Annotated in this window: 18 protein-coding genes; 14 read left to right on the top strand and 4 right to left on the bottom strand. The window is 40.7% G+C overall.

Annotated elements, in window-relative coordinates; translation table 11 throughout:
- Positions 1–4 precede the first annotated feature (4 nt).
- From ACXAFK_RS03925 to rodA, 5 genes are all read left to right on the top strand, one after another.
- On the top strand, positions 5–1033 hold the full coding sequence (locus ACXAFK_RS03925; RefSeq protein ID WP_224836367.1) for a rod shape-determining protein: 1029 nt from the start codon (positions 5–7) through the stop codon (positions 1031–1033).
- A 61-nt stretch (positions 1034–1094) separates the two neighbouring features.
- The gene (gene mreC / locus ACXAFK_RS03920; protein WP_474956880.1) at positions 1095–1910 is read left to right on the top strand and encodes a rod shape-determining protein MreC; all 816 of its coding nucleotides are present in this window, start codon (positions 1095–1097) and stop codon (positions 1908–1910) included.
- On the top strand, positions 1907–2413 hold the full coding sequence (locus tag ACXAFK_RS03915; RefSeq protein ID WP_224836365.1) for a rod shape-determining protein MreD: 507 nt from the start codon (positions 1907–1909) through the stop codon (positions 2411–2413). The genes mreC and ACXAFK_RS03915 overlap by 4 nt, the downstream gene beginning before the upstream one ends.
- A gap of 54 nt (positions 2414–2467) precedes the next feature.
- Entirely contained in the window at positions 2468–4336 is a 1869-nt protein-coding gene (locus tag ACXAFK_RS03910) for a peptidoglycan D,D-transpeptidase FtsI family protein (RefSeq protein ID WP_474956879.1), read from the top strand.
- Entirely contained in the window at positions 4326–5609 is a 1284-nt protein-coding gene (gene rodA / locus ACXAFK_RS03905; RefSeq protein ID WP_474956878.1) for a rod shape-determining protein RodA, read from the top strand. The genes ACXAFK_RS03910 and rodA overlap by 11 nt, the downstream gene beginning before the upstream one ends.
- Here rodA and ACXAFK_RS03900 read toward each other — a convergent pair.
- Both ACXAFK_RS03900 and ACXAFK_RS03895 read right to left on the bottom strand, forming a co-directional pair.
- On the bottom strand, positions 5606–6406 hold the full coding sequence (locus ACXAFK_RS03900) for a DNA/RNA non-specific endonuclease (RefSeq protein ID WP_474956877.1): 801 nt from the start codon (positions 6404–6406) through the stop codon (positions 5606–5608). The two genes, rodA and ACXAFK_RS03900, sit on opposite strands and share 4 nt — an antisense overlap.
- Before the next feature lie 95 nt (positions 6407–6501).
- Positions 6502–8673, bottom strand: a complete 2172-nt coding sequence (locus tag ACXAFK_RS03895; RefSeq protein WP_474956876.1) for a carboxy terminal-processing peptidase — start codon at positions 8671–8673, stop codon at positions 6502–6504.
- A 200-nt stretch (positions 8674–8873) separates the two neighbouring features.
- Here ACXAFK_RS03895 and surE point away from each other — a divergent pair, with 200 nt between their 5' ends.
- The 5 genes from surE to ACXAFK_RS03870 all read left to right on the top strand — a co-directional run bounded on the left by surE (position 8874) and on the right by ACXAFK_RS03870 (position 13730).
- Complete coding sequence (gene surE, locus ACXAFK_RS03890; RefSeq protein WP_252080667.1) at positions 8874–9653, top strand: 5'/3'-nucleotidase SurE; 780 nt, start codon at positions 8874–8876, stop codon at positions 9651–9653.
- The gene (locus ACXAFK_RS03885) at positions 9643–9930 is read left to right on the top strand and encodes a hypothetical protein (RefSeq protein ID WP_474956875.1); all 288 of its coding nucleotides are present in this window, start codon (positions 9643–9645) and stop codon (positions 9928–9930) included. The genes surE and ACXAFK_RS03885 overlap by 11 nt, the downstream gene beginning before the upstream one ends.
- 89 nt (positions 9931–10019) lie before the next feature.
- A complete protein-coding gene (gene lpxB / locus ACXAFK_RS03880) occupies positions 10020–11132 on the top strand; it encodes a lipid-A-disaccharide synthase (RefSeq protein WP_474956874.1) in 1113 nt (370 codons plus the stop codon).
- A gap of 33 nt (positions 11133–11165) precedes the next feature.
- Positions 11166–11711, top strand: a complete 546-nt coding sequence (locus ACXAFK_RS03875; protein ID WP_474956873.1) for a C40 family peptidase — start codon at positions 11166–11168, stop codon at positions 11709–11711.
- On the top strand, positions 11712–13730 hold the full coding sequence (locus tag ACXAFK_RS03870) for a ComEC/Rec2 family competence protein (RefSeq protein ID WP_474956872.1): 2019 nt from the start codon (positions 11712–11714) through the stop codon (positions 13728–13730).
- Between the two features lies 1 nt (position 13731).
- On the opposite strand, the gene ACXAFK_RS03865 is transcribed toward ACXAFK_RS03870, so the two are convergent.
- A complete protein-coding gene (locus ACXAFK_RS03865; protein ID WP_293299018.1) occupies positions 13732–15267 on the bottom strand; it encodes a peptide MFS transporter in 1536 nt (511 codons plus the stop codon).
- A gap of 11 nt (positions 15268–15278) precedes the next feature.
- Positions 15279–17438, bottom strand: coding sequence for a S9 family peptidase (locus ACXAFK_RS03860; protein WP_474956871.1), 2160 nt, complete (start codon positions 17436–17438; stop codon positions 15279–15281).
- A 177-nt stretch (positions 17439–17615) separates the two neighbouring features.
- Between ACXAFK_RS03860 and ACXAFK_RS03855 the strand changes: the two genes are divergently transcribed.
- The 4 genes from ACXAFK_RS03855 (at position 17616) to ACXAFK_RS03840 (ending at position 24090) form a co-directional block, all read left to right on the top strand.
- Positions 17616–18932, top strand: coding sequence for a hydroxymethylglutaryl-CoA reductase, degradative (locus ACXAFK_RS03855; protein WP_474956870.1), 1317 nt, complete (start codon positions 17616–17618; stop codon positions 18930–18932).
- On the top strand, positions 18932–19840 hold the full coding sequence (locus ACXAFK_RS03850; protein ID WP_474956869.1) for a GYDIA family GHMP kinase: 909 nt from the start codon (positions 18932–18934) through the stop codon (positions 19838–19840). The genes ACXAFK_RS03855 and ACXAFK_RS03850 overlap by 1 nt, the downstream gene beginning before the upstream one ends.
- A gap of 130 nt (positions 19841–19970) precedes the next feature.
- Positions 19971–20618 (top strand): helix-turn-helix domain-containing protein, encoded by a 648-nt coding sequence (locus tag ACXAFK_RS03845; RefSeq protein WP_474956868.1) that lies wholly within the window; start codon positions 19971–19973, stop codon positions 20616–20618.
- 244 nt (positions 20619–20862) lie between these two features.
- Positions 20863–24090: a SusC/RagA family TonB-linked outer membrane protein gene (locus tag ACXAFK_RS03840; protein ID WP_474956867.1), complete on the top strand. Its 3228-nt coding sequence runs from the start codon at positions 20863–20865 to the stop codon at positions 24088–24090.
- Position 24091: the final 1 nt, after the last annotated feature.

Below are 24091 nucleotides of genomic sequence, written 5' to 3'. Positions count from 1 at the left end.
TTCTATGGGATTCTTTGATTTCATGACCGAGGAAATAGCTATTGACCTTGGTACTGCAAACACCCTGATCATCCATATGGACAAAGTGGTGGTCGATAGTCCTTCCATTGTAGCTAGGGACCGCGTATCAGGAAAAATAATCGCGGTTGGTCGCGAAGCCAATATGATGCAGGGAAAGACCCATGAGAACATCAAGACCATTCGGCCATTGAAAGACGGGGTAATTGCCGACTTCGACGCTTCGGAGAAGATGATGAACATGATGATCAAAAGCATTCCGGCCCTTAAGAAAAAATGGTTTCCACCGGCTCTTCGAATGGTTATCTGTATACCTTCCGGAATTACCGAAGTGGAAATGCGTGCAGTACGTGAATCCGCAGAACGTGTAAACGGAAAAGAGGTATACTTGATCCACGAGCCCATGGCTGCGGCCATAGGTATTGGACTGGACATAATGCAGCCCAAAGGAAATATGATAGTGGATATAGGCGGGGGTACTACGGAGATTGCCGTTATTGCCCTTGGAGGGATAGTTTGTGACAAGTCGGTAAAAATCGCCGGAGATGTGTTTACCAACGACATCATTTATTACATGCGTACCCAGCACAACCTATATGTTGGTGAAAGTACGGCAGAGGCCATAAAAATTGAAATTGGTTCCGCTACAGAGGACCTAAAGTCGCCGCCAGAGGATAAATCCATTCAAGGTCGTGACCTATTGACCGGTAAACCAAAACAAGTGCACGTTTCTTATCGGGAAATCGCCAAGGCGCTGGACAAAAGTATTCTTAGGGTAGAGGATGCAGTTATGGAAACCTTGTCCCAGACCCCACCAGAACTGGCAGCCGATATTTACAATACCGGAATTTATCTAGCAGGTGGCGGTTCCATGTTGCGAGGACTGGATAGAAGATTGTCCCAAAAAACAGATTTACCGGTATACATTGCCGAAGATCCCTTAAGGGCTGTGGTAAGAGGAACAGGAATTGCTCTCAAAAATATTGAACGATACAAAAGTATTTTAATAAAATAGGCCTGTTTTTAAAACAGTTCCATTATTTTAAAGGTATTCAACCTGAGTAACATACGATTGCATGCAACGCATCATCAATTTTGTACTACGCTATCGAAACGCATTTTTATATGCGTTTTTTGCGTTTATTTCTTTGGTGATGACCATTAGATCACATTCGTACCATCAATCCAAGTTTTTCAATTCATCCAAGTGGGTCACCGGCAGCATTTATGGAGCTGGTTCGGATGTTTCCTCCTATTTTAATCTGAAGGACGAAAATTCCAGACTGGTAGATGAAAACAGACGGTTGCGCAAGTTGTTGTTCAATTCGATCAGCGACACGATAACAGCATCTTTGGATTCGACCGTAATACAACACGAAGTGCTCAGCGCCAAATTGATAAAGAACAGTTATATTTCCCCAAGAAACTATGTAACTATAGACAAGGGTGCTCGGGATGGGGTGCACCAGGACATGGGTGTCATCACAACCGATGGGATATTGGGCATTGTAGAAAATGTTTCCAATAAATTTGCAACAGTTCAAAGTGTATTGAACACAAAATCGAACATCAACGCAAAAATAAAGGGAACAGAATACTTTGGGTCACTGATCTGGGATGCCAAAGATTATACCGTGGTGCAGTTGGTAGATATTCCTCGATTGGTCCCTCTTGTTGTGGGGGACACTATTGTAACCGGAGGTATGTCGAGTATTTTTCCAGAGAACGTTCCTGTGGGTACCATAAAAAAATATGACCTCAACGATTCCAAGAGCTTTTACAATATTGATGTTGAACTCTTCAGCGACATGGCGAACATCAAAAATGTTTATCTGATCGAAAATAAGGACAAAGAAGAGATTCAAGAACTTGAGGCAAGAACCATAGAATGAACAATACGGTAATCATAAATATATTCAGATTTGTATTGTTGGTCCTAACACAGGTCCTCATTTTTAACAATCTGAATTTCTTGGGCTTTATCAACCCCATGGTGTACGTTATCTTCTTTTATTGGTACCCTATTAAAGTGAACAGGGCCGTGTTTATGCTCACTGCATTTTTGTTGGGCCTAACAATCGATATTTTTTCTGACACCCTTGCCCTTAATGCTTTGGCCTCTACCACCGTAGCCTATTTAAGGCCGCCGGTTATGCGCTTTTGTTTTGGTGTAAACTACGATTTTCAAAATTTCAGTTTCAAAAATACGACCAAGATCCAACGCATCACCTTTATGGCTTTAGTGGTACTGATCCATCATTTGATATACTTTTTCTTTGAAATTTTAAGTATTGCCCATATCCTGTTAATTTTGAAGAACGTTTTTGTGACAGGTGTTGTAACTTTAGTACTTTGTATACTGTTCAGTTCACTTTTTAGTCCAAGATCCGAATAAAACCGACTTTTTTTCCGTTGCATATATACAGAGCCAAAAAACATTAGGCAGTTCATGAAAAAGTTATTGTTATCATCCATTGTTGTGCTAATAGGATTCACCTTTATCGGTAGGCTTTCCTATTTGCAATTATTCCGGTTTTCACCCGATCAAATCTTGGATGACCCGGCAATCAAAAAAGTGTACGATTATCCCGAAAGAGGCTATATCTACGATCGGCACGGCAAACTATTGGTAGGTAACCAACCGGCTTATGATGTAATGGTAATCCCTCGAGAGGTTAAACCGTTGGATACTTTGGAATTTTGTGGCCTTTTGGGCATTGAGAAGGCCGAATTTATGTCCAAAATGGAAAAAGCAAGAATCTATTCTCCCAGATTGCCCTCTGTTTTGGTACCTCAATTATCCAAAGAGGATTATGCCAGACTCCAAGAAAAAATGCGCCACTACACAGGTTTCTATATCCAAAAAAGATCACTGCGCTATTACAATACCAAAAGTGCGGCCAACGTACTCGGTTACATTAGCGAAGTTAACGAATGGGACCTAAAGAACAATCCTTATTATGTTGCCGGTGAATTAAAGGGTAGAACAGGTATCGAACAGCAGTACGAAGAAATATTGCGAGGTAGAAAAGGAGTAAAACATATTCAAAAGGACCGTTTTAACCGTGATATTGGCCCGTATAAGGAAGGTAAATTGGACACATTGCCAGAGCAGGGCAAAGAAATCCATATTACATTGGATAAGGTCCTACAAGAATATGGCGAAAAATTAATGCACGGCAAAAGAGGGGGAATTGTTGCCATTGAACCTAAATCCGGCGAGATTTTGGCCATGATCTCCGGCCCCACTTACGACCCCTCGCTTTTAGTGGGCAGAAAGCGTTCCAAAAACTATAGCAAACTGCACTACGACACCATCTCCAAACCAACTTGGGACCGTTCCATATTGGCACAACAATCCCCTGGATCCCCATTTAAAACCTTAAATGCCCTTGTAGGGTTGCAAGAAGGGGTTGTCGATGCCAATACCAAATTTCGATGTTATCATGGGTTTTATGTGGGCAATACTTTAAGAGGATGCCATTGTGGTGGCGGGGTAAGAGATATGAACTCCGGTATTTATCAATCCTGTAATGCATACTTTGCCGGTGTTTTCCGTAAAATATTCGATAAATACCAAACTACCGACGAGGGCATGGATGTTTGGGAAAAACACATGAAAAGTTTTGGACTAGGGAATTTTCTTGGCACCGATCTACCTACTGGTGCGCCTGGCCGAATACCCGACAAAGATTTTTACGACAAATGGTACGGTGACGGCAGATGGGCGGCATCAACCATTATATCCAACTCTATTGGGCAAGGAGAAATTGCCGCAACACCCTTACAGTTGGCCAACATGACGGCCGCCATTGCCAACCGCGGATATTTTTACACCCCACATGTTATCAAACGTATAGGTAACAACGGGGCCATTGACCCAAAATTTACAGAACCTCGGTACACTACCATAGATAGAAAACATTTTGAGCCGGTAATCGAAGGCATGAAAAACGTTTACAATTACGGAACGGCAAGATGGGTAAAAATTCCAGATATCGAAATAGCAGGTAAAACCGGTACCGTAGAAAATTTTATACGAGTTGATGGAGAAAGAATGCAGTTGACGGACCACTCTGTTTTTGTTGCCTTTGCCCCCGTGGAGAACCCTCAAATTGCCTTGGCCGTATATATCGAAAATGGTTACTATGGCTCTCGCTACGCAGGTCACATAGCTTCGCTGCTGATAGAAAAATACCTTAAAGGCGAGATAACACGAAAAGACCTGGAAAAGAGAATGTTGGAAAAAACGTTGGAACACGAATATGCCAAGCCATATAGTGGCGAACCTTTCAAGATAAACGAGTATGACTGGTAAGGGTCTATTTGGACGTTTGGATTGGGTTACCGTAATTCTTTACGCTCTTTTGGTCTTGATCGGATGGATCAATATTTATTCAACATCGGTTGGAGAATCGCACACCTCCATTTTTGATTTTTCCACGCTTTACGGCAAACAACTGTTTTTTATTGGCCTTGCCGCCTTGGGCATCATTTTCGTACTGTTTGTGGAGTCACATTTTTTTGAACGGTTTGCCTCAATTTTTTACATCGTCTGCATTGTACTGTTATTGGGACTGTTCTTATTTGGCAAAACCATTGCCGGAGCCACATCCTGGTACGATCTTGGTTTTTTTAATCTGCAACCGTCCGAGTTGGCCAAAGTAGGCACATCGTTGGCCCTTGCCAAATTTTTAAGCGATATACAGACCGATATACGAACGGGCAAGCATCAAATATATGCGTTGATCATTATTCTTTTGCCCGCAATTTTAATCTTGCCGCAACCAGACCCCGGTAGTTCCCTTATCTATTTTTCACTGTTCTTTGTCCTGTTCAGGGAAGGTTTCCCAATTTACTATTTAGGTATATTAATTTTTGCCGTGGTGCTTTTTGCCACTACATTAATGTTCGGTACGGTTTGGGTCGCCATTGGCCTGATCATACTTACCTTGCTCATCTACACCTTTAAAAGGGCATCTGTAAAAATTCCAATATTGCCCGTGGTAGGCGTTATTATGGTTTCCATATTGTTTTCCCTCTCGGTAAACTTTGTTTTTGAAAATGTTTTTGAACAGCGCCACAGGGATCGATTTGCCCTATGGTTGAGCTTGGAAAAAGATGAGGACAAACTGGACGAAATCCGAAAGACCATTGGCTACAATACCTATCAGTCGGAAAAAGCCATCGAATCTGGTGGTTTTACCGGAAAAGGATTTTTGGAGGGCACCCGAACCAAGGGCGACTTTGTTCCCGAACAACATACCGATTACATTTTTAGTTCGGTTGGCGAAGAATGGGGTTTTTTGGGCACTACAGCGGTTATCTTGTTGTTTTCCCTATTTTTTTTACGCTTGATCTACATTGCGGAGCGACAAAAAAGTGATTTTAGCCGGATGTATGGCTATGGGGTGATTTCCATTTTGGTGTTTCACTACTTTATAAATATTGGTATGGTCATCGGGCTTTTGCCAACCATTGGGGTACCATTGCCTTTTTTTAGCTATGGCGGTTCTGGTTTAATATTTTTTACCATGCTACTGTTCATATTTCTAAAGCTTGATTCCAACCGTTTAAAGGACGGGATTTAAAGTTTCCATCGCCCTGCATCTCCTATTGTAGCTTCCATTTTTTGTTGCCAATCTTTTGATTGCCCATGAAAAAAATCGATTCCGGTTTTTGCTTCAATCTCATCAATGGATACTATAAATTGTTGAAGTGGTTTTTTGGTTTCTTTGGCTGGGATCAAAAAAGCGATCGGTTCCATTTTTCCTTTATTGGACCTGACCACGATTTTATAAAATGCACGTGGCACATCCACATCCTCATCCCCAATTTGGGGAAGATCATTTTGGAGAACACCGCCCGTAATCACCATCAAATCGCCATATTTTTTACACCAATAGCGTACTTTCTGCTCTAATCGGTTCCATATGCCCGCATTAAAATACTTGTCCTGCGGACTAATATTGCTCGTGTAAAAAGTTTCGTTGTAGGCCTGTTCAGAAAAACGCCTGTCCCCTGCCGGACACAGATGTCCCCTATCGTAACCCGAACCTTTATAGTTTCGCCAATCCGCAGATTTGGATGTTACTTTGGGGTCCTCTATAAAATATGGCCGCTTTCTCTCATCATAGGTGAGGTGTTCTTTTTTTAAGGTATAGGCTACCCATTCCGCTTGTTCATGAGGTTCACTATAAGAAAGGGCATAATACGCATGCTGTACCACTTCGCCCGTGGTTGAACTTGGCAATAAGTCGGATTCCAAAGTAATCTTTGGCGTTTCATCGGGAGGGGAATATGTTGCAGGGGTATAAAAATTATCGAATAGCCAAAATCCTATGACACATGCCGATATCAAAATGGCATATATAGTTCTATCCTTCATAAAGGTTAGTTATGATTTAAATTTTGACATCAAAAATGCATAAAAAAACCAACTCAAATGAGTTGGTCTTCTAAATAATTTGAAACTGATCGGGCCTATCCTTTAACGCTGGCCAATTTTGTTTCTTCTTTTTTAATATTGTTTTGATGAAGATCTTTCAGCACATTGACTGCTTCCTCAACATAGATATCACGTGCCAAATCCTTGTGCCATCTATCCCTTTTCTCACGTAATACGGAGTCTTGGGTAAACAACTCTGTCTCATATTGCAAAGAGCCAAAGGACAGCTTTGAATCATAGTCCTTTAAGCTTTTAAAACGTTCTGAGCGTTTCTTGGCCTCTTGTTCCTTCCCTACGTAAGCGTCGTATTTGAGTGAGATCAAATTTTCATCCTGTTGCTCTTTTAACCACTTGGCGTTTTCTTCTATCAACTTGATCTGCTCATTTTTGGCCATACGTTCTTTACTGTTCTTTACTGCTTGATCCAAGTCGATGTAACCGTCCCATATCTTGTAATCGGCAGGTGTGATTTTATCCCAGCCCAATGGATTTTGCTGATCGCGCTCGCCCAGATCGATATAGCTATATCTGTCCGGAACAACAATGTCACTTTTTACACCTTCCAATTGGGTAGACCCTCCATTGATCCTATAGAATTTTTGGGTGGTCAATTTTATGGCACCTAAATCACCATGTTCGTTGCCTCTAACAATTGGGTCCAAAGGAATAACGTTTTGAACAGTTCCTTTACCAAAAGTTTGTTTGCTGCCGATCACCACGGCCCTTTTGTAGTCCTGCATGGCCGCTGCCAATATTTCGGATGCCGATGCGGAAAGTTCGTTAACCAGAATTACTAAAGGACCATCCCATTGAATGCGCTCGTCCTTATCCTCATGCACTTCTTTTCTTTGTCCGGAGGAACGTACTTGCACAATTGGACCGTCTTTAATGAACAATCCTGCCATTTCTACAACGGTTTTTAGGGATCCACCGCCATTGTCCCGTAAATCCAAAATAATTCCTTCTGCACCTGCTTCTTTTAAACGTTCCAATTCCTTGGCTACATCGGTAGCTGCATTTCGTTCGGAATAGTCATCGAAATCCACATAAAATTTAGGTAGATTGATTAGACCGTACTTTTGGTTGCCGGCATCAATTGTGGCGGATTTTGCATAGGACTCCTCCAACTCTACCACATCTCTTGTGATGGACACCGTTTCAATAGTTCCATCTACTTTTCTTACAGTAAGTTCAACTATGGTGCCTTTGGGGCCTTTGATCAATTTTATGGCATCGTCCAGTCGCATACCAACTATATCTATAGGTTCTTCTCCTGTTTGACCAACCTTTAAGATCTGATCTCCCACCTCCAAACTCTGGTCTCTCCAAACCGGACCACCGGAAATAATCTCTACAATTTTGGCTCCTTCGGGTTTTTTCTGCAATCTGGCCCCTATACCTTCAAACTTTCCGGACATACCTATATCGAACTTCTCCTTTTCTTCTGGAGCAAAATAGAATGTATGGGGGTCAAATTCCTCTACGATCGTATTCAAATATTGTACAAACCAGTCCTTGCGCTCAAGATCATCCACAAAATCAAAAAACTCGTCCAAAGTATTCTTAGTAACTTCTCTCGCTTCTTCTTCAACCGCTACTTTGTCCACCGTACCTGGTATGTCGTTGAAAGATAACACCGGTTTTACATCGGTACTGGCAACATCGTTGGCATCGTTGATCAAGTTGTCTATTTTGTTGTCGAATATATTTAAGGTGTTGTACTTTAATTGTTTTCTCCAACGTTCTTTGAGTTCTTTCTTGCTCGAGGCAAACTCTTGCTTATCGTAGTCGATTTCAATGGTTTCGTCAATAGTGTAATCGAATGGTTCGGAAAGCACCTCGTTGTAAATTTCCTTGGCTTCTTCCATTCGAACCATTAACCGTTGATAAACGGCATTAAAAAAGGTAATGTCGGTATTTCTGATCTCATCATCGATCATAAACCGATATTTTTCAAATTCGCGCAAATCGCTCTGAAGAAAATATCTCTTGGTAGGATCTACGATGTCGATAAAATCATCAAAAACGTTGGAACTAAAATTATCGTTGATGTCCTTGGGCTCATAATGTCCTTTTTCCAATACATAGGAAATCAATTCCAACAAAAATTTATCCTTATCATCATTTTCAAAAGACTTATTGGTAAAACTACAGGAGGCTACTGCCACAAGGATAACCAAAAGTGCTAAGATGAAGTTCTTTTTCATAAATATGTTTTTTTTGAGGGAAACCATTTGACCTCATACTGCCAAATCTTCACAATGTCTTCCTTCGTTCTACTTGTATGAATTCTCTAAGATACAGAAAAAACCGTGCCAGTCCTTTCTGCTGAATTTAATTTTTTGTTAAACGACCAGAGCTTCATATCCTTATGAAAAACGTATTTTTATGCCTTTAATTATGCCATATGGAAAAACCGTTGATTCTTGTAACCAATGATGATGGAATTACAGCGCCTGGGCTCAGGGCATTGATACGCACCATGAAACAACTTGGTGACGTGGTCGTTGTTGCCCCGGACAGTCCTCAAAGCGGCATGGGGCATGCCATTACCGTGGACAGCACCCTGTTTTCCAAAAAGGTGGTAGTTGATCATAAAGAAGGTGCTCCAAGTGAGTACAGCTGCAGCGGGACTCCAGCAGACTGTGTAAAATTGGCGCTTCGGGTAATTTTGGACCGTAAGCCCGATATTTGTGTGAGCGGAATCAACCATGGATCCAATTCATCTATCAATGTTATTTATTCAGGAACAATGAGTGCTGCCATTGAGGCAGGTATTGAAGGTATTCCGGCCATTGGTTTCTCCCTGTGCGACTATTCTTGGAACGCTAATTTTGAACCAGCGCTCGATTGTGTAAAAAATATTGTCTCCGAGGCATTGACCAATGGAATTCCAAAAGGAACCGTATTGAACGTGAACATTCCAAAATCGGAAAATCCGCCTAAAGGCATTCGGATTTGCCGACAAGCACGGGGCAATTGGAAAGAGGAATTTGATAAAAGAACAAGTCCATCGGGCAAGGATTATTATTGGCTTACGGGCGAATTTGAGCTCCTGGACAAGGGAGAGGACACCGACGAATGGGCCTTGGCACAGGGTTATATTTCCGTAGTACCAACACAATTCGACCTTACAGCGCACCACGCCATACCACAAATAAACAACTGGAATTTAAATGAACAATAAAAAAGAGATCATCATCGGATTTATAGTCGGGCTCATTGCAAACACATTTGGCACTCTGCTCTATATCCTGTTATTTTCTGATTTAAGTGTTGGGGAAACCATTAATGCTGCCATAAGTCAAGGCCATATTGGCAGTTTGTTGGCACTGGGCGCTGTTTTAAACCTTGTTGCCTTTTTTGCCTTTTTGCGCATTAAGAGGGACCAACGGGCCAAAGGAGTAATGTTGGCCACTTTGGTTACCGCCCTGATCATATTAACGTACAAAGTTATGGGCTAGGTAAATACAGAACTCTTTTATATACAACCCAAACTAATCGATATTAATTTTTGATTTTTGCCTTTAGTTTTTGAATTTGATCCTTACCAATGAAATATTATATCATAGCTGGTGAAGCATCCGGGGATCTACATGGTTCCAATTTAATAAAAGCCTTAAAAAAAGAAGATCCCTCGGCACAGATTCGATGTTGGGGAGGTGATTTAATGCAGCAAGCTGGTGGAGAATTGGCCAAACACTACAAGGACATGGCCTTTATGGGGTTTTTGGAAGTAATCAAAAACATCCCTGCCATTTTTAAAAATATTGCCTATTGTAAAGAGGATATTCAGAATTTTGATCCAGATGTGATCATATTTATCGATTTCTCGGGCTTTAACCTACGAATAGCAAAATGGGCCAAAGCTGAAGGATATAAAACCAACTACTATATTTCGCCTCAAATTTGGGCTTCTAGAGAAGGTAGGATCAAAAAAATAAAGCGGGATATTGACCAGATGTACGTAATCCTTCCTTTTGAAAAAGAGTTTTACGAGAAAAAACATGGATATCCCGTACAATTTGTCGGCCACCCTTTGATCGATGCCATTGAGAACACCCCGTTACAGGACAATCAAACGTTTAGAGAAGAAAACGGATTAGATCCCAAAAAACCGATAATCGCCTTGCTACCGGGAAGCAGAAAACAAGAGGTCCAAAAAATGTTGAACGTTATGCTTTCGGTAAAAAAGAATTTTAATCAATATCAATTCGTGATTGCGGGGGCACCAAGTCTTTCCAACGATTTCTACGCTCCTTTTTTAGAAGGTGACGAAGTACAGTTCGTTTCCAACAGGACCTACACGCTTTTAAAGCACTCACATGCCGCCATGGTCACGAGCGGAACGGCTACATTGGAAACTGCGCTTTTTGGGATACCTCAAGTGGTATGCTACAAAGGAAACTGGATCTCCTATCAAATTGCCAAACGTATTATTACCCTCGATTACATTTCTTTGGTAAACCTAATTATGAAAAAGGAAGTGGTCAAAGAACTGATTCAGAATGAACTGACCACAAAAAACTTAAAAAAAGAGCTTTCAAAAATTGTGGATGGACCTGATCGCGACCGTATATTATCCGATTATAAACTGCTAAAAGAAAAGTTGGGCGGTAAAGGTGCCAGTAAATTGGCTGCACAATTAATTGTGAAAAATGTGTAGTTTTATATTCCAAGAAAGTAAATCTACTCTTGGATGTTACGTAAAACCATAATCTTACTATTGTTTTTTGTCATAACGGCTTGTGGCCCGGGCAAAAAACGAAGAACCTACAGCAAGACCCGAACCGTTACGGTAGAGGGGTCCAACACCGAAACTTCCCCTAAACCAAAATCCAAAAAGGAGGGGCGTAAAAATGCGAAGGCAAACAGAATTATTTCCACGGCGCTGACATATTCGGGCACTCGTTACAAATACGGGGGCACCACCAAAAAGGGCATGGACTGCTCTGGCTTGGTCTATGTTTCCTTAAAGGAAAACGACATTATGTTCCCTAGAACATCGTATCAAATGGCCCTGGAAGGAGAAAAAATACAAATTGCCCGTGTGGAAAAAGGAGATCTGCTCTTTTTTAAAACAAGTAAAACGGGCAAGCGCATCAACCATGTTGGGCTTGTGGTAGATGTAAAGGGCAACGACATTAAATTTATCCACGCCACAACCTCACGCGGCGTGCTGGTATCATCGTTACGGGAGGGATACTGGAACAGTGCCTTTGTAAAGGCCATGCGCATCCTATAAGTGCAACATCTTAACTTTATATCCGTAAAACTCACATCGTGGGTTGTACTGGGTATTGTTTTTGGTTTTTATATTGATGTAAACTCCTTTTTATTGCTCATTGCGCTATCCGTATTGCCCATTACCCTTTTCTGGGCAAGAGCAAAGCAAAAACGCAATGGACTCCCGTTTTTTGAGGCGCTTACATTTTTAACCTCTTTTTGTTTAGGAATTTGGGTCGTTGGAATTTCAATGGGCAAGGGCATGCCCCACCATTACTCCAAAAAGGACGTTACGAAGGAAAAAGTATGGCACCTAAAAGTAAGGGAAGTGCTCAAACCCAATACCTTTTCCCACAATTATATTACCCAAATCATTGCTTTGGACAACGAACAAACAACCGGCACCATACTTTTCGGTTTATCTGTAGACTCACTAACTAAGCAGTTGCAGGTTGATGATGAGTTTTTGATCCATGCCAAACCAAAGGCAATCCGACCTCCATTGAATCCCCATCAATTCGATTACAAAAGCTATCTCGAAAAGCAAGGGATCGTACATTTCATCAAAAGCAACTATAGCTCCATTATAAAAAAAGAGAACGCTCCAAAAACCTGGGTCGGCAGAGCAGCCAACTTTAGGGAAATAATTATATCCAAATTAAAAAAATACGACTTTGGATTAGAGGAATCGGGGGTTATCCAAGCATTGCTTTTGGGAAAACGGGACGACATTTCCGAGAACACCTACGATAATTACAAAAACGCAGGAGCAGTACATATCTTGGCCGTATCCGGGCTCCATGTTGGTATATTTCTCTTTTTATTGGAATTTTTGCTTTCGCCTTTGGAGCGTTTACCTAAAGGTAAGACCGTAAAACTTTTACTTATAGTTTTGTTGCTATGGTCCTATGCTTTTGTTGCAGGGCTCTCTCCTTCCATTGTCAGGGCTGTTTCCATGTTTTCTTTTGTAGCGTATGCTATGTATCTAAATCGTCCTACCAATTCCTTTAACATTATTGCGCTATCCATGTTGTTCATTCTTTTGGTCAAGCCCTTGTTTTTATTTCAGGTAGGCTTTCAAATGAGCTATGCCGCAGTTTTCTCCATTGTTTGGATCTACCCAAAATTGCAAAAGTTTTGGTTCCCTGAAAATATCCTGGTCCGCAAAATATGGCAATTATTATCGGTAAGTGTTGCTGCCCAATTGGGTGTTTTGCCTATCAGTTTATTTTATTTCCATCAGTTTCCGGCCTTATTTTTTGTTACCAACTTACTTGTTGTTCCTTTTCTGGGTTTGATTTTAGGCTTTGGTATCCTAGTCATCTTTTTAGCTTTGATAGACTTCTTGCCCAATATTATCGCCAAAGGTTTTGATTGGATCATCCGCTTGATGAATGCCACCGTCGGATGGGTGGCAAAACAAGAGAGTTTTATTATCAAAAACATTCCCTTCGATTCTTTTCAACTCATTTGGGGATACTTGATCATTACTGCTCTTGTGTTGTTTTTATCCAAACCCAAATGGAAAACCATGGTTGTTTTTTTCAGTGGGCTTATCATTTTTCAAGTACGGGGCATTTATAAACAGGTCGAGTTACATCAGAAGGAAACAATAACCTTGGCACATCGCTCCAGAAACACGGTTTTACTGCATCAATTAGGAGATTCACTCGTTATTATCGCTTCGGACACTTTCAATATTGGAAATATAGCGACGGATTATTCCATAGCAGAGCGGATTCAAAAAATGAGTGCCGTTCAGCTCAAGAACAGTTATCGAATTGGCTCTAAAAGATTGTTCGTGGTGGACAGTCTCACCGTACTGCCCATTAAAGCAAGGCCAGAGTATCTTTTGTTGACTCAATCATCAAAAATTAACCTGGAACGGGTTCTGGACTCTGTACAACCCAAAAAAATATTTGTGGACGGGAGCAACTACCCAAGCTTGATAAAAAAATGGAAAGCGACTTGTGCACAAAAAGAAATCCCTTTTCACCACACGGGGGAAAAGGGATTTTATACGTTTAAGCTCAATTAAATTAATGCACGTTGCCCATCAACTTTTTGATCAATGGTGAAGCCACTATAACCAGAATTCCCGCTCCAATTGCATATTGGGCTATGAGCATAAATCCATCGGTATAAACACTTAGTGTACTAAAACCACTAATATCGGAATCGGTGCTTTCTATCGCCATTTGTTTACCGATAAACCCTACTACCTGAAATGCAAATGCAGACGACAGGAACCAAACCCCCATCATAAAGGCCACTATCCTTTTTGGTGAAAGGTCCGTAATTTTTGAAAGTCCAACGGGCGACATGAACAATTCACCTACCGAAATCAAGAAATACATTAGCAATAAATAGGTAAAGGGGACAAATCCGTTGTCGTTTGCACTGGCACCACTAATGGCCAATACATAAAAACTGACCCCTGCGAACAAAAGTCCCATACCAAACTTATAGGGCGTTCTTGGGTTAAGTTTCTTTTTGGACAACCATTGCCACATTAAAGAAATCGGAATGGCCAAAATTATGATCCACATGGAATTTAAGGAATTGGTCTGTGAAGCGGTCATAATACCCTCCAAATCCACATTTCTAGCGGCAAAAAGTGTGATCACACTTCCGGAAAGTTCATGAAAACCCCAAAAGATGGTCATAAAGAAGGTTATCAGCACTGCTACAAATAGCTTTTTACGCTCTTCCAATGTGGCTTTGTACATAATGTAGCCCAAGTATACCAAAATGGAGAACCCAATTAGTTTAAATATCACATTTACGATATTCTGGTCTCCAAAAAAAGAACCTTCTACTCCCAATGCTTTGTAAGAGGACAACAAATAAGCAATTACGGGAACCGAGGCAAAAGCCAAAACTGGAACCATTATGCCTTGTTTTAGGCCCATAACCTTTTTCTCTATATTTCCATTCTCTGGAGGGAGTCCTTTATCGCCAAAAACACCTTTTTTGATTCCGCTCCAAAAAACGATCAATCCGGTAAGCATCCCTATTCCTGCCAATCCAAATCCATAGTGCCACCCATATTTGGCCGCCAAATATCCACAAAGCAATGGCGCCACCCATCCACCTATATTGATCCCCATGTAAAAAATGGTGAAGCCCGAATCTTTCTTAGGGTCTCCATCCTTATATAAAGAACCTACAAATGTTGATATATTCGGTTTAAAAAAGCCATTACCTGCAATAATCAAGGAAAGGGCCATAAAAAAGGCGACATCGTTCTCAATGGCAAGTACAAAATGCCCTAGGGACATTAAAATGCCTCCAAGAAATATGGATCGGCGCATTCCAAGAATACTATCGGAAATACGACCACCAATTACCGTGGATGCGTACACTAATGATCCATAGGAGGAATATACTGCTGCGGTAGCGTAATCCCGTTCCATTAAGGCGGCGAAAATTACATCTACCATGTAGAGTGTAAGCAAGGCGCGCATTCCATAAAAACTGAAACGCTCCCACAACTCTGCAAAAAAGAGATAGAACAATCCCTGTGGATGCCCAAAAACTTGTTTCTCGTTCACTGGCTTAGCTACTTCTGACATATTGGTTTTATTTAAAGATTTTCTTTAACAAAATTGGTCATTTTGGTATATAGGTGCAATCTGGTATATCCTCCATAAATACCATGGTTCTTATCTGGGTAAATAGCCCAATCGAATTGTTTATTGGCCTGTACCAATGCCTCTATCATACGCATAGTGTTCTGCACATGTACGTTATCGTCTCCAGATCCGTGAACCAACAAATACTTGCCTTTCAACAATTCAGGGTAGTTAAAAGGAGAGTTATCGTCATACCCCGTTGGGTTTTCCTGGGGAGTCTGCATGTATCGTTCTGTATAAATGGTATCGTAAAAACGCCAAGAGGTTACTGGCGCCACAGCAATGGCCATTTCAAAGGTGTCGTTACCTTTCAGTAAGGCATTGGTGGACATAAATCCTCCATAGCTCCAGCCCCAAATACCGGTTCTGTTCGCATCAATATAAGATCGCTCGCTCAATTTTTGAGCCGCTGCAATTTGATCTTCAACTTCGAATTTGCCCAATTCTTTTTGGGTCACCTTTTTAAAATCGCGCCCTTTTAAACCTGTTCCCCTACCATCTACACAAGCCACAATATATCCTAGAGATGCCAAGTGCTGGTGCCAATAATCGTTGCTGCCCATCCATTGGTTGGCTACTTGCTGCGAACCTGGGCCACTGTATTGGAACATGAACAATGGATATTTTTTATTAGGATCGAAATCTGCCGGTTTGATCATGTACATATTAAGATCGTTCCCATTTATATTGATGGTGGAAAATTCCTTAGGTGAAATCTCATAGCCTTCCAATTTGTTCAGCAAAGCTGAATTATCCTTGATTGCTTTTACCAGTTTTCCATTGGATGCATTGTGCAAGGTAAACCTATACGGAGTTGTTGCACTGGAATATGTATTTATATAATAGGTATAATCGCTACTGAAGGCTGCTGAATTTGTTCCCTCTTCCACGGATAATTCTTTTTTGCGCTTCCCATTGGTCGATATACTGTAAACGCCCCTATTGATGGAGCCGTTTTCCACGGACTGATAAAAAATACGATCGTTATCCTCATCGTAACCATAGTACCTTGTTACTTCCCAAGGACCTTGCGTAATCTGATTTTTCAATTTTCCGTTTCTTCCGTACAGGTACAAATGGTTATAGCCATCGGTTTCGCTTGTCCAGATAAAACTGTCATCATCCAAAAAAGTAAGGTCATCATCAATGTCCACATAGGCATCATCGGTTTCCTCCAATAAAACAGAAAATGAATTATCCTTTGCATTTACGGCATACATTTTTAGGTCGTTTTGATGCCTGTTCAATGTTTGAACGCTCAAATGATCTGGGTGGTTCATCCATTTGATTCTTGGGATATAATATGGATCGTTCAAATTAACGTTCGATATTTTCCCAGAAGCCACATCGTACATGTGCAATGACACGATAGAGTTTTTCTCTCCTGCCTTTGGATATTTAAATTCATGCTGAGAGGGGTACAGGTCCTTACCGTAAACATCCATGGAAAAATGGGGAACCTCGGTTTCATCAAATCTTAAAAATGCGATTTTAGTTCCGTTGCTGTTCCACTCAAAAGCACGGACAAATGCAAATTCTTCTTCGTACACCCAATCCGTCACCCCATTTATGATGGTTCCTTTACTTCCATCAGAAGTAACCTGTTTAGTAGTCCGATTGGCCAAATCCATCACATATAAATTATTGTCCAGGACATAGGCCACTTTACTACCGTCCGGCGAAAGTGTAGGTTCTTGAATTTTGGTCTCGGAAATCTTTACCAGATTTTTGGTGGCAATATCGTACACATAGTAAATTCCGAGCCGGGAACGCCTAAAAATGGGTTCCACTTCTGTGGCCAAAAGCACTTGTGATTCATCGTCACTGAAAGAATATGATGAAAAATAGGGAACAGCATCGGATGATGCCACTATGGTTTCCACTTTTTCCAATGTCTTGTAGTCGTACTTATCCAAACTACTGGCGCGCGGAGAGCGGGTTGTGTTTAATATGGTATATTGAGTACCGTTGTTCATGGATCGTAAAACATCCATGTATTCTGTCCTGAATTCCCCGCCCCAAATTTCTTCAAGGGTTATTTTTTTCTTTTGTGCAGTAGAAAATGTAAATGCTCCCAAAAGGAATAGGAATAGAAAATATTTTTTGTTCATGAAGCGAAAAAAATTGATTAAAAACTCCCAAGTTTACTAATATTTATCGGAAAAATAAACTTTGCTGTTGCGTTTGCAACAATTTTAACCTTTGCCGATGCGCTTCGGTTCCAAAATTTAGATGCGGCTCCTCCAAACGGTCAATATGCGTATCTTTGAACTCTTTAACCCTGCTTTATGAAAACGCCCGTTGAAGGATTTTCCAAACTATCCAAAACCCAAAAAATTGATTGGATAGCCACCAATTGCACTCAGGACCCAAAAGCTGCCAAACAACTCTTGGAGCAGTACTGGAACACCGATCCAAGAGTACAAAAACTGCACGATGAATTTATAGAGAATACCATTTCCAATTATTATTTGCCGTTTGCCATAGCCCCAAACTTTAAGATAAATGGAGAGTTCCTGGCCATTCCCATGGCCATAGAAGAAAGTTCGGTCGTAGCCGCTGCAAGCAAGGCTGCCAAATTTTGGATGGATCGTGGCGGTTTTAAAGCAGAGATTATTGGCACCGAAAAAGTAGGTCAGGTCCATTTTATATTTAAGGGCGAAAAAAAAAGACTCAAAGAATTTTTTATTGCTGCAAAACCTGAACTTTTAAAAAGTGTTGCTTCCATTACCCAAAATATGGAAAAGCGCGGTGGAGGCATCAACGATATTGAATTACGTGACCTAAGCGATAAAATTCAAGGGTACTATCAGCTCCATTGTACATTTGAGACTTTGGACGCCATGGGTGCAAACTTCATCAACTCCTGTTTGGAACAATTTGCCAAAACACTCAAGGAATTGGCCCTTTCTTTTGATGAATTTTCGAACCACGAAAAAAACATTGAAGTAATAATGGGCATTTTATCCAATTACGTTCCCAATTGTTTGGTAAGGGCAGAGGTAAGTTGTCCGGTTTCAGAACTGGACAATTCGGACATGGACGCCGAAGAGTTTGCGCAAAAATTTGTTCAAGCGGTAAATATCGCGAAAGTGGAGACTTACCGGGCCGTGACCCACAACAAAGGGGTCATGAACGGGATTGATGCCGTGGTGCTCGCCACAGGAAACGATTTTAGGGCAGTGGAAGCAGGCGTACATGCCTATGCTGCAAAAGATGGGCAATACTCTAGCCTCACCCATGCCAAAATTGAAGATGGGATTTTTAAGTTCTGGATAGAAGTACCCTTGGCCCTTGGCACAGTAGGGGGCTTGACTTCTTTGCATCCTTTGGTGAAGCTTGCCTTGGAAATACTTCAAAAACCAACAGCCAAGAAATTGATGCAAATTGTTGCGGTAGCAGGATTGGCACAGAATTTTGCCGCGGTTCGCAGCTTGGTCACTACAGGTATTCAAAAGGGACATATGAAAATGCACTTATTGAACATGTTGAACCAATTAGGTGCAACGGAAGCGGAAAAACTACAATTGGTCGCTTATTTTAAAGAGCGGACCGTAACCAATGCCGCGGTCAAAGAGGCTTTTGAAAAAATTAAAGCTGAGTAATGGAAAAGGAGTTTTACAGTAATGGAAAGTTATTGCTCTCGGGCGAGTATGCCATTTTGGATGGAGCATTGGGACTGGCCATTCCCACCAGTTATGGGCAATCGTTGCAGGTAACTCCAAACACCAGTGGTTTTTTGGATTGGACCAGCTTGGACTTGAACAAGAATGTTTGGTTCTCGGCGCAACTCGACCTTACCAATTTAAATGTAGTTGCCACATCGGACAAATCCATGGCCAATACGTTAAAAACCCTATTGTTGGAGGCCAATGCACAAAATCCGTTGTTGTTAACAGACAGTGAGGGTTTTAAAATTGAAACACACCTTACTTTTCCAAGGAACTGGGGGCTTGGAACCTCGTCTACCCTCATAAACAATTTGGCACAATGGGCGCGGGTAGATGCCTACCAACTATTATGGAACGCATTTGGCGGCAGTGGTTACGATATTGCCTGTGCACAAACCAATTCACCCTTGATGTATCAACTAAAAAACAATAAACCCAAGGTAGAAAGCATCGCCTTTGACCCGTATTTTAAAGAATCCCTATATTTTGTACATCTAAATCAAAAGCAAAGCAGCAAAAAGGCAATTGCCAATTATAGGGAGCAACAGTTCGACACTTCCGAGCTGGTTAAAAAGATAACCGACCTCACCCGAGCTATGATCGGAGCAACAACCTTGTCGGATTTTGAGTTGTTTATGGATAGGCACGAAACCGTACTTTCAGCAATATTGAAGATGACTCCTGTAAAAGAGCGCCTTTTCCCTGATTATTACGGAACAATAAAAAGTCTAGGCGCCTGGGGCGGTGATTTTATCTTGGCTACTGGTGACGAAAAATCCATTTCCTATTTTAAATCGAAGGGGTACAACACTGTGATCCCATATTCCAAAATGGTCCTTTAAACCACTTTTTATAATTATTCCCTGAATTCATTTACCCCATTCGTAAACTCAAATCGGGCATTCGTCAATTAACACTAAGCTGAACGTTTTGTTTTTTGCATTTTGATACCAGAAGTTAAAATTGATAGCTATGACATTCTGGGAAATTACACCGTTGTTCACAAAAAATAAAATAGGTCTTTTCACCAAAAAATTGCTTATTCTATTTTCACTCCTATTTTTATATACCGTTTTTATAACCATTTATAATTGGTTTAATTACCACGATAGTTTCTACCAATTACCTGCCTATGCACAACTTTTCCCTCTTGTTGTAAATGCAATCATTATTTACATATTGATTAAGAACCATAATAGTTTAAATGATAAGTCCTTTGAATTGGCCCATGTCCAACAAAAACATAAGTACGAGAAAACAGGGCTTTCCAAAGCACTTTCAATGGAATTAAAAAACAAGTTGGAAAGTGTCATGATAAATCAAAAACTCTACCTTAATCACGAAATACGCTTGGACGATATCGCAACCATGCTGAATATTTCAAGACACCATGCCTCCCAGGTAATCAATGAAAATTTCAACATGAGTTTTTACGACTATATCAATACGTATCGCATTGAGGAGGCCAAAAACAAGCTCTGCAACAATTTTAAAAAATCCTCCGAATCCATTTCCGATATCGCATATCAATGTGGGTTTAACAATCGGGTTTCATTTTACAAAGCCTTTAAGAAGAAAACCAATATCACTCCAAAAGAGTTTGCTCAACAAGCAGCCTAACCATTGCAAGTATACCATTTATTGTTAATGTCAACTTTCTTCGGCAAATGCGTAAAGGTTAATAAGCACTTACATTACATTACATTTCTTTCTTTTTTTTTACATCGCAATCTTCAAAGTGGGAGCTCTAAAACCATACTCCCCAAAAACTCATTGTCAAAAGGGAAATTATTTGAATTAGCCTACAAATAATATTTTACCTCCTGCTTTGTCGAATTGCAATAACTAACTCAAAACTAATTTTATGATAATGAGAAATTATTGGATGATGTTGGTGTTTTTATGCTGTTCCATTACAGCAGCGCTGGCTCAAGAAAAAAATGTAAGCGGTACGGTTACCGACCAAGACGGATTACCCTTGCCTGGGGTGTCCGTTTTTATTGTGGGCACCAATTCTGGAACCCAAACAGATTTTGATGGAAACTATTCTATTATTGCTGAAACAGAACAAACAATCCGGTTCAGCTACATTGGCCAAAAAACGGTGGAAAAGACCGTTGGGACATCGTCCACAATTGATGTGCAAATGGAAGATGACGCTCAGGCACTGGAAGAAGTGGTTGTGACCGCGTTAGGTTTTGAAAAGAAAAAAGATGATGACATTTCATCCTCAACAATTATTAAAACTGATAAAATTTCTAGGTCTGGAGAACCAAATATTGTGCAAGGGCTTGCTGGAAAAACATCTGGTGTTAACATTACCCAAAACTCTGGTGACCCAGGTGCAGGTGCCTATATCCAAATTCGAGGACAAAACACTATTTTAGGAAATAGTTCCCCATTAATTATTGTAGATGGTGTTCCCGTTTCCAACAGCGCATTTGGCGCTGGCACCGCTGGAGTAGTACAACAATCTAGGTTAAACGATATTCCCGCTAGTGACATTGAAAGTGTAACTGTTTTAAAAGGCGCTGCAGCGGCCGCAGTCTGGGGTACTGGAGCAGCCAATGGTGTTGTTGTAATAAATACCAAAAAAGGAAAAGGATATAGTAAGATGTCCATAGACATTACAAGCAGCCTGAGTATTGATGAGATTAACAGAGAACACGAAAAGCAAAGCATTTATGGTCAAGGAGCAGGTGGATCATGGAGTTCGAACGCTTCTGGTCTATCGTGGGGAGATAAAATTGCAGAAAGGGCTGGCGGCAATGACATTTTTGACACATCGGGAGCCTATTTTGTAGGTAACCAAACAGGAAATACCTACTTCCCCGTTACACAAAAGAATAGTACAGAGGTTTTTAATGACGTTAACCGAGACCAAATATTTAGAACTGGTGTAACACAAAATTACTCTGTCGGCATCAACTTTGCTGAGTCCAACTCAAACACTTATTTTGGTTTGGCTAGGTTAGATCAAAAAGGAATCATAAACGGCCAGTCCGATTATGAAAGGAATACCATTAGACTAAACCATTTTAGGAAGCTAACAGATAAGTTTTCCGTTAGAGTAAATACCTCCTATGCGCATTCCAGTTCCAACAGAATACAAACAGGATCTAACCTCAACGGACTTTACCTAGGTTATTTAAGAACAGCACCTGATTTTAACAATACCGACTATGAGGGCACTTATTTTGCTTCCCAAACCGACCCTGTAGGAGTTGCTAATAGTCACAGATCCTACAGAGCAAGACATCTCGGTGAAGCTTCAGCTATATACAATAATCCTGGATGGACCATAAACAATATATCTAACCCCAACGATGTAAATAGATTTACTTTAAGTCCAGAATTAAAATACGATTTAGGAGACAACACAAGTATCACCGCTCGTTACGGATTGGATTTCTACCTCGACAAAAGGAATACATATTTCCCTGTAAACTCAGCAGGTGATTTTTCTCAAGGTGCATACTTTAGAGATGACTACACTGAGAAGATTGAAAACTTAAATATCTTCCTTAATGGCGATATAGAAGTAAGTGAGAATTCAAACTTAAATTGGATAGTAGGATATATGCTCGAATCCAATAGATATAGTAGATTTAGTTCCTCCACTAATATTTTCTTGAATCCAGACCCGGTTAGACAATTAATGAACAATGCAACGAATGAGAACATTCTTGCGGAAGAATACAATAGCCTCAACAGAAAGAACGGAGCATACTATTCATTAAACTTTGGGTACAAAGGTCTTCTTTTGGAAACTACCGGTAGAATGGAAAGAGCAACAACTGTTGAAGACACTAATTTCTTCCCCTCAGTCTCTTTAGGATATGATTTGACTGATAACTTAATCGAATCTGACTTTCTATCCTTTGCCAAACTTAGAGCCTCATATGGCCAAATTGGTATAGAACCACAATTATATTTAGCTAGAGATGTGTTCTTTGCCTCAACTGCCGGTGCTGAAGGATGGGGAGATTTCTTAGATGGTGCCAATTATGGCGGTACCGTAAGAAGAGGCGCAATTAGAGGTAATCCCGACTTAACAATTGAAAAAATAAATGAGTTTGAGGTTGGTGGTGACTTTAGGTTTTTTCAAGATAGATTTAGTTTTGGGTTAACATACTATGACAGGTTGACTACCGATGCCATTTTAGAACTAGAACTTCCCGCCTCAACTGGATACTCCTCGACCTATGAAAACGCTGCCGAGATTTCAAACAAAGGTGTAGAAGTAGATTTCAACTATTCCATTTTAAGAAATGAAAATTGGAAATTGGATTTATTTGGGAACTGGACAACCTATAAAAACATAGTGGAAAAATTACCCAATGTATCTAGATATATCCTAAACGGATTTACCTCAACGTCCTCTGCTGTCGTAGAGGGAGAACCCTTTGCCGCAATTTATGGAGGTCGTTATCTAAGGGATGATAATGGAGCCATCCAATTGGATGAAGACGGATTTCCCCTTATTGACGCTGAACAAGGCGTTATTGGAGACCCTAATCCAGATTGGAGAGGTGGTCTAGGTATGTCTTTGGAACACAAAGGATTTAAGTTTTCTTTCCTATTTGAAACCAGCCAAGGAAACGATATGTGGGGAGGGACTTCGGGAGTATTACATTATTTTGGAATACACCCAAATACCGCAGTTGAAACGGTTGCGCCAACAGATCTACCAAGATATTCTGGAGGGTTTGGTGGAATAATACCTGCTGGTACCACGTTCCGGGGCTCAATTGGTGACTTTGGCGGCGGACCAGTAGCCCTCGAAGAAGGATGGTATAGAACCGATGGCGGTGGGTTTGGAAACTTGGATGAGCAATTTGTTCAGGACGCCTCATGGACCAAATTAAGAGAAATAAGCCTTGCCTATTCAGTCCCTAGGGCCTTCCTAGAATCAACATTCTTAAATAGTTTAGAAGTAGGTATTACGGGCAGAAACCTATTATTAATTACTGATTTTGAAGGTGTAGACCCTGAAGTAAACCTAACGGGGGCATCAAAAGGTAGAGGTTTAGATTATTTTACTAACCCTGCGACCAGAAGTATAATTCTCAATTTAAAACTAGGTCTTTAAG

This window comes from Flagellimonas sp. ABD4_174, from assembly GCF_056160185.1.
This window is presented reverse-complemented; position numbering and strand designations above follow the sequence as displayed.

Bases quoted from the DNA above. Each gene is read 5' to 3' on its own strand.
- ACXAFK_RS03925 (WP_224836367.1), top strand. From the start codon at position 5: ATGGGATTCTTTGATTTCATGACCGAGGAAATAGCTATTGACCTTGGT.
- mreC (WP_474956880.1), top strand. From the start codon at position 1,095: ATGCAACGCATCATCAATTTTGTACTACGCTATCGAAACGCATTTTTA.
- ACXAFK_RS03915 (WP_224836365.1), top strand. From the start codon at position 1,907: ATGAACAATACGGTAATCATAAATATATTCAGATTTGTATTGTTGGTC.
- ACXAFK_RS03910 (WP_474956879.1), top strand. From the start codon at position 2,468: ATGAAAAAGTTATTGTTATCATCCATTGTTGTGCTAATAGGATTCACC.
- rodA (WP_474956878.1), top strand. From the start codon at position 4,326: ATGACTGGTAAGGGTCTATTTGGACGTTTGGATTGGGTTACCGTAATT.
- ACXAFK_RS03900 (WP_474956877.1), bottom strand. From the start codon at position 6,406: ATGAAGGATAGAACTATATATGCCATTTTGATATCGGCATGTGTCATA.
- ACXAFK_RS03895 (WP_474956876.1), bottom strand. From the start codon at position 8,673: ATGAAAAAGAACTTCATCTTAGCACTTTTGGTTATCCTTGTGGCAGTA.
- surE (WP_252080667.1), top strand. From the start codon at position 8,874: ATGGAAAAACCGTTGATTCTTGTAACCAATGATGATGGAATTACAGCG.
- ACXAFK_RS03885 (WP_474956875.1), top strand. From the start codon at position 9,643: ATGAACAATAAAAAAGAGATCATCATCGGATTTATAGTCGGGCTCATT.
- lpxB (WP_474956874.1), top strand. From the start codon at position 10,020: ATGAAATATTATATCATAGCTGGTGAAGCATCCGGGGATCTACATGGT.
- ACXAFK_RS03875 (WP_474956873.1), top strand. From the start codon at position 11,166: ATGTTACGTAAAACCATAATCTTACTATTGTTTTTTGTCATAACGGCT.
- ACXAFK_RS03865 (WP_293299018.1), bottom strand. From the start codon at position 15,267: ATGTCAGAAGTAGCTAAGCCAGTGAACGAGAAACAAGTTTTTGGGCAT.
- ACXAFK_RS03860 (WP_474956871.1), bottom strand. From the start codon at position 17,438: ATGAACAAAAAATATTTTCTATTCCTATTCCTTTTGGGAGCATTTACA.
- ACXAFK_RS03855 (WP_474956870.1), top strand. From the start codon at position 17,616: ATGAAAACGCCCGTTGAAGGATTTTCCAAACTATCCAAAACCCAAAAA.
- ACXAFK_RS03850 (WP_474956869.1), top strand. From the start codon at position 18,932: ATGGAAAAGGAGTTTTACAGTAATGGAAAGTTATTGCTCTCGGGCGAG.
- ACXAFK_RS03845 (WP_474956868.1), top strand. From the start codon at position 19,971: ATGACATTCTGGGAAATTACACCGTTGTTCACAAAAAATAAAATAGGT.
- ACXAFK_RS03840 (WP_474956867.1), top strand. From the start codon at position 20,863: ATGATAATGAGAAATTATTGGATGATGTTGGTGTTTTTATGCTGTTCC.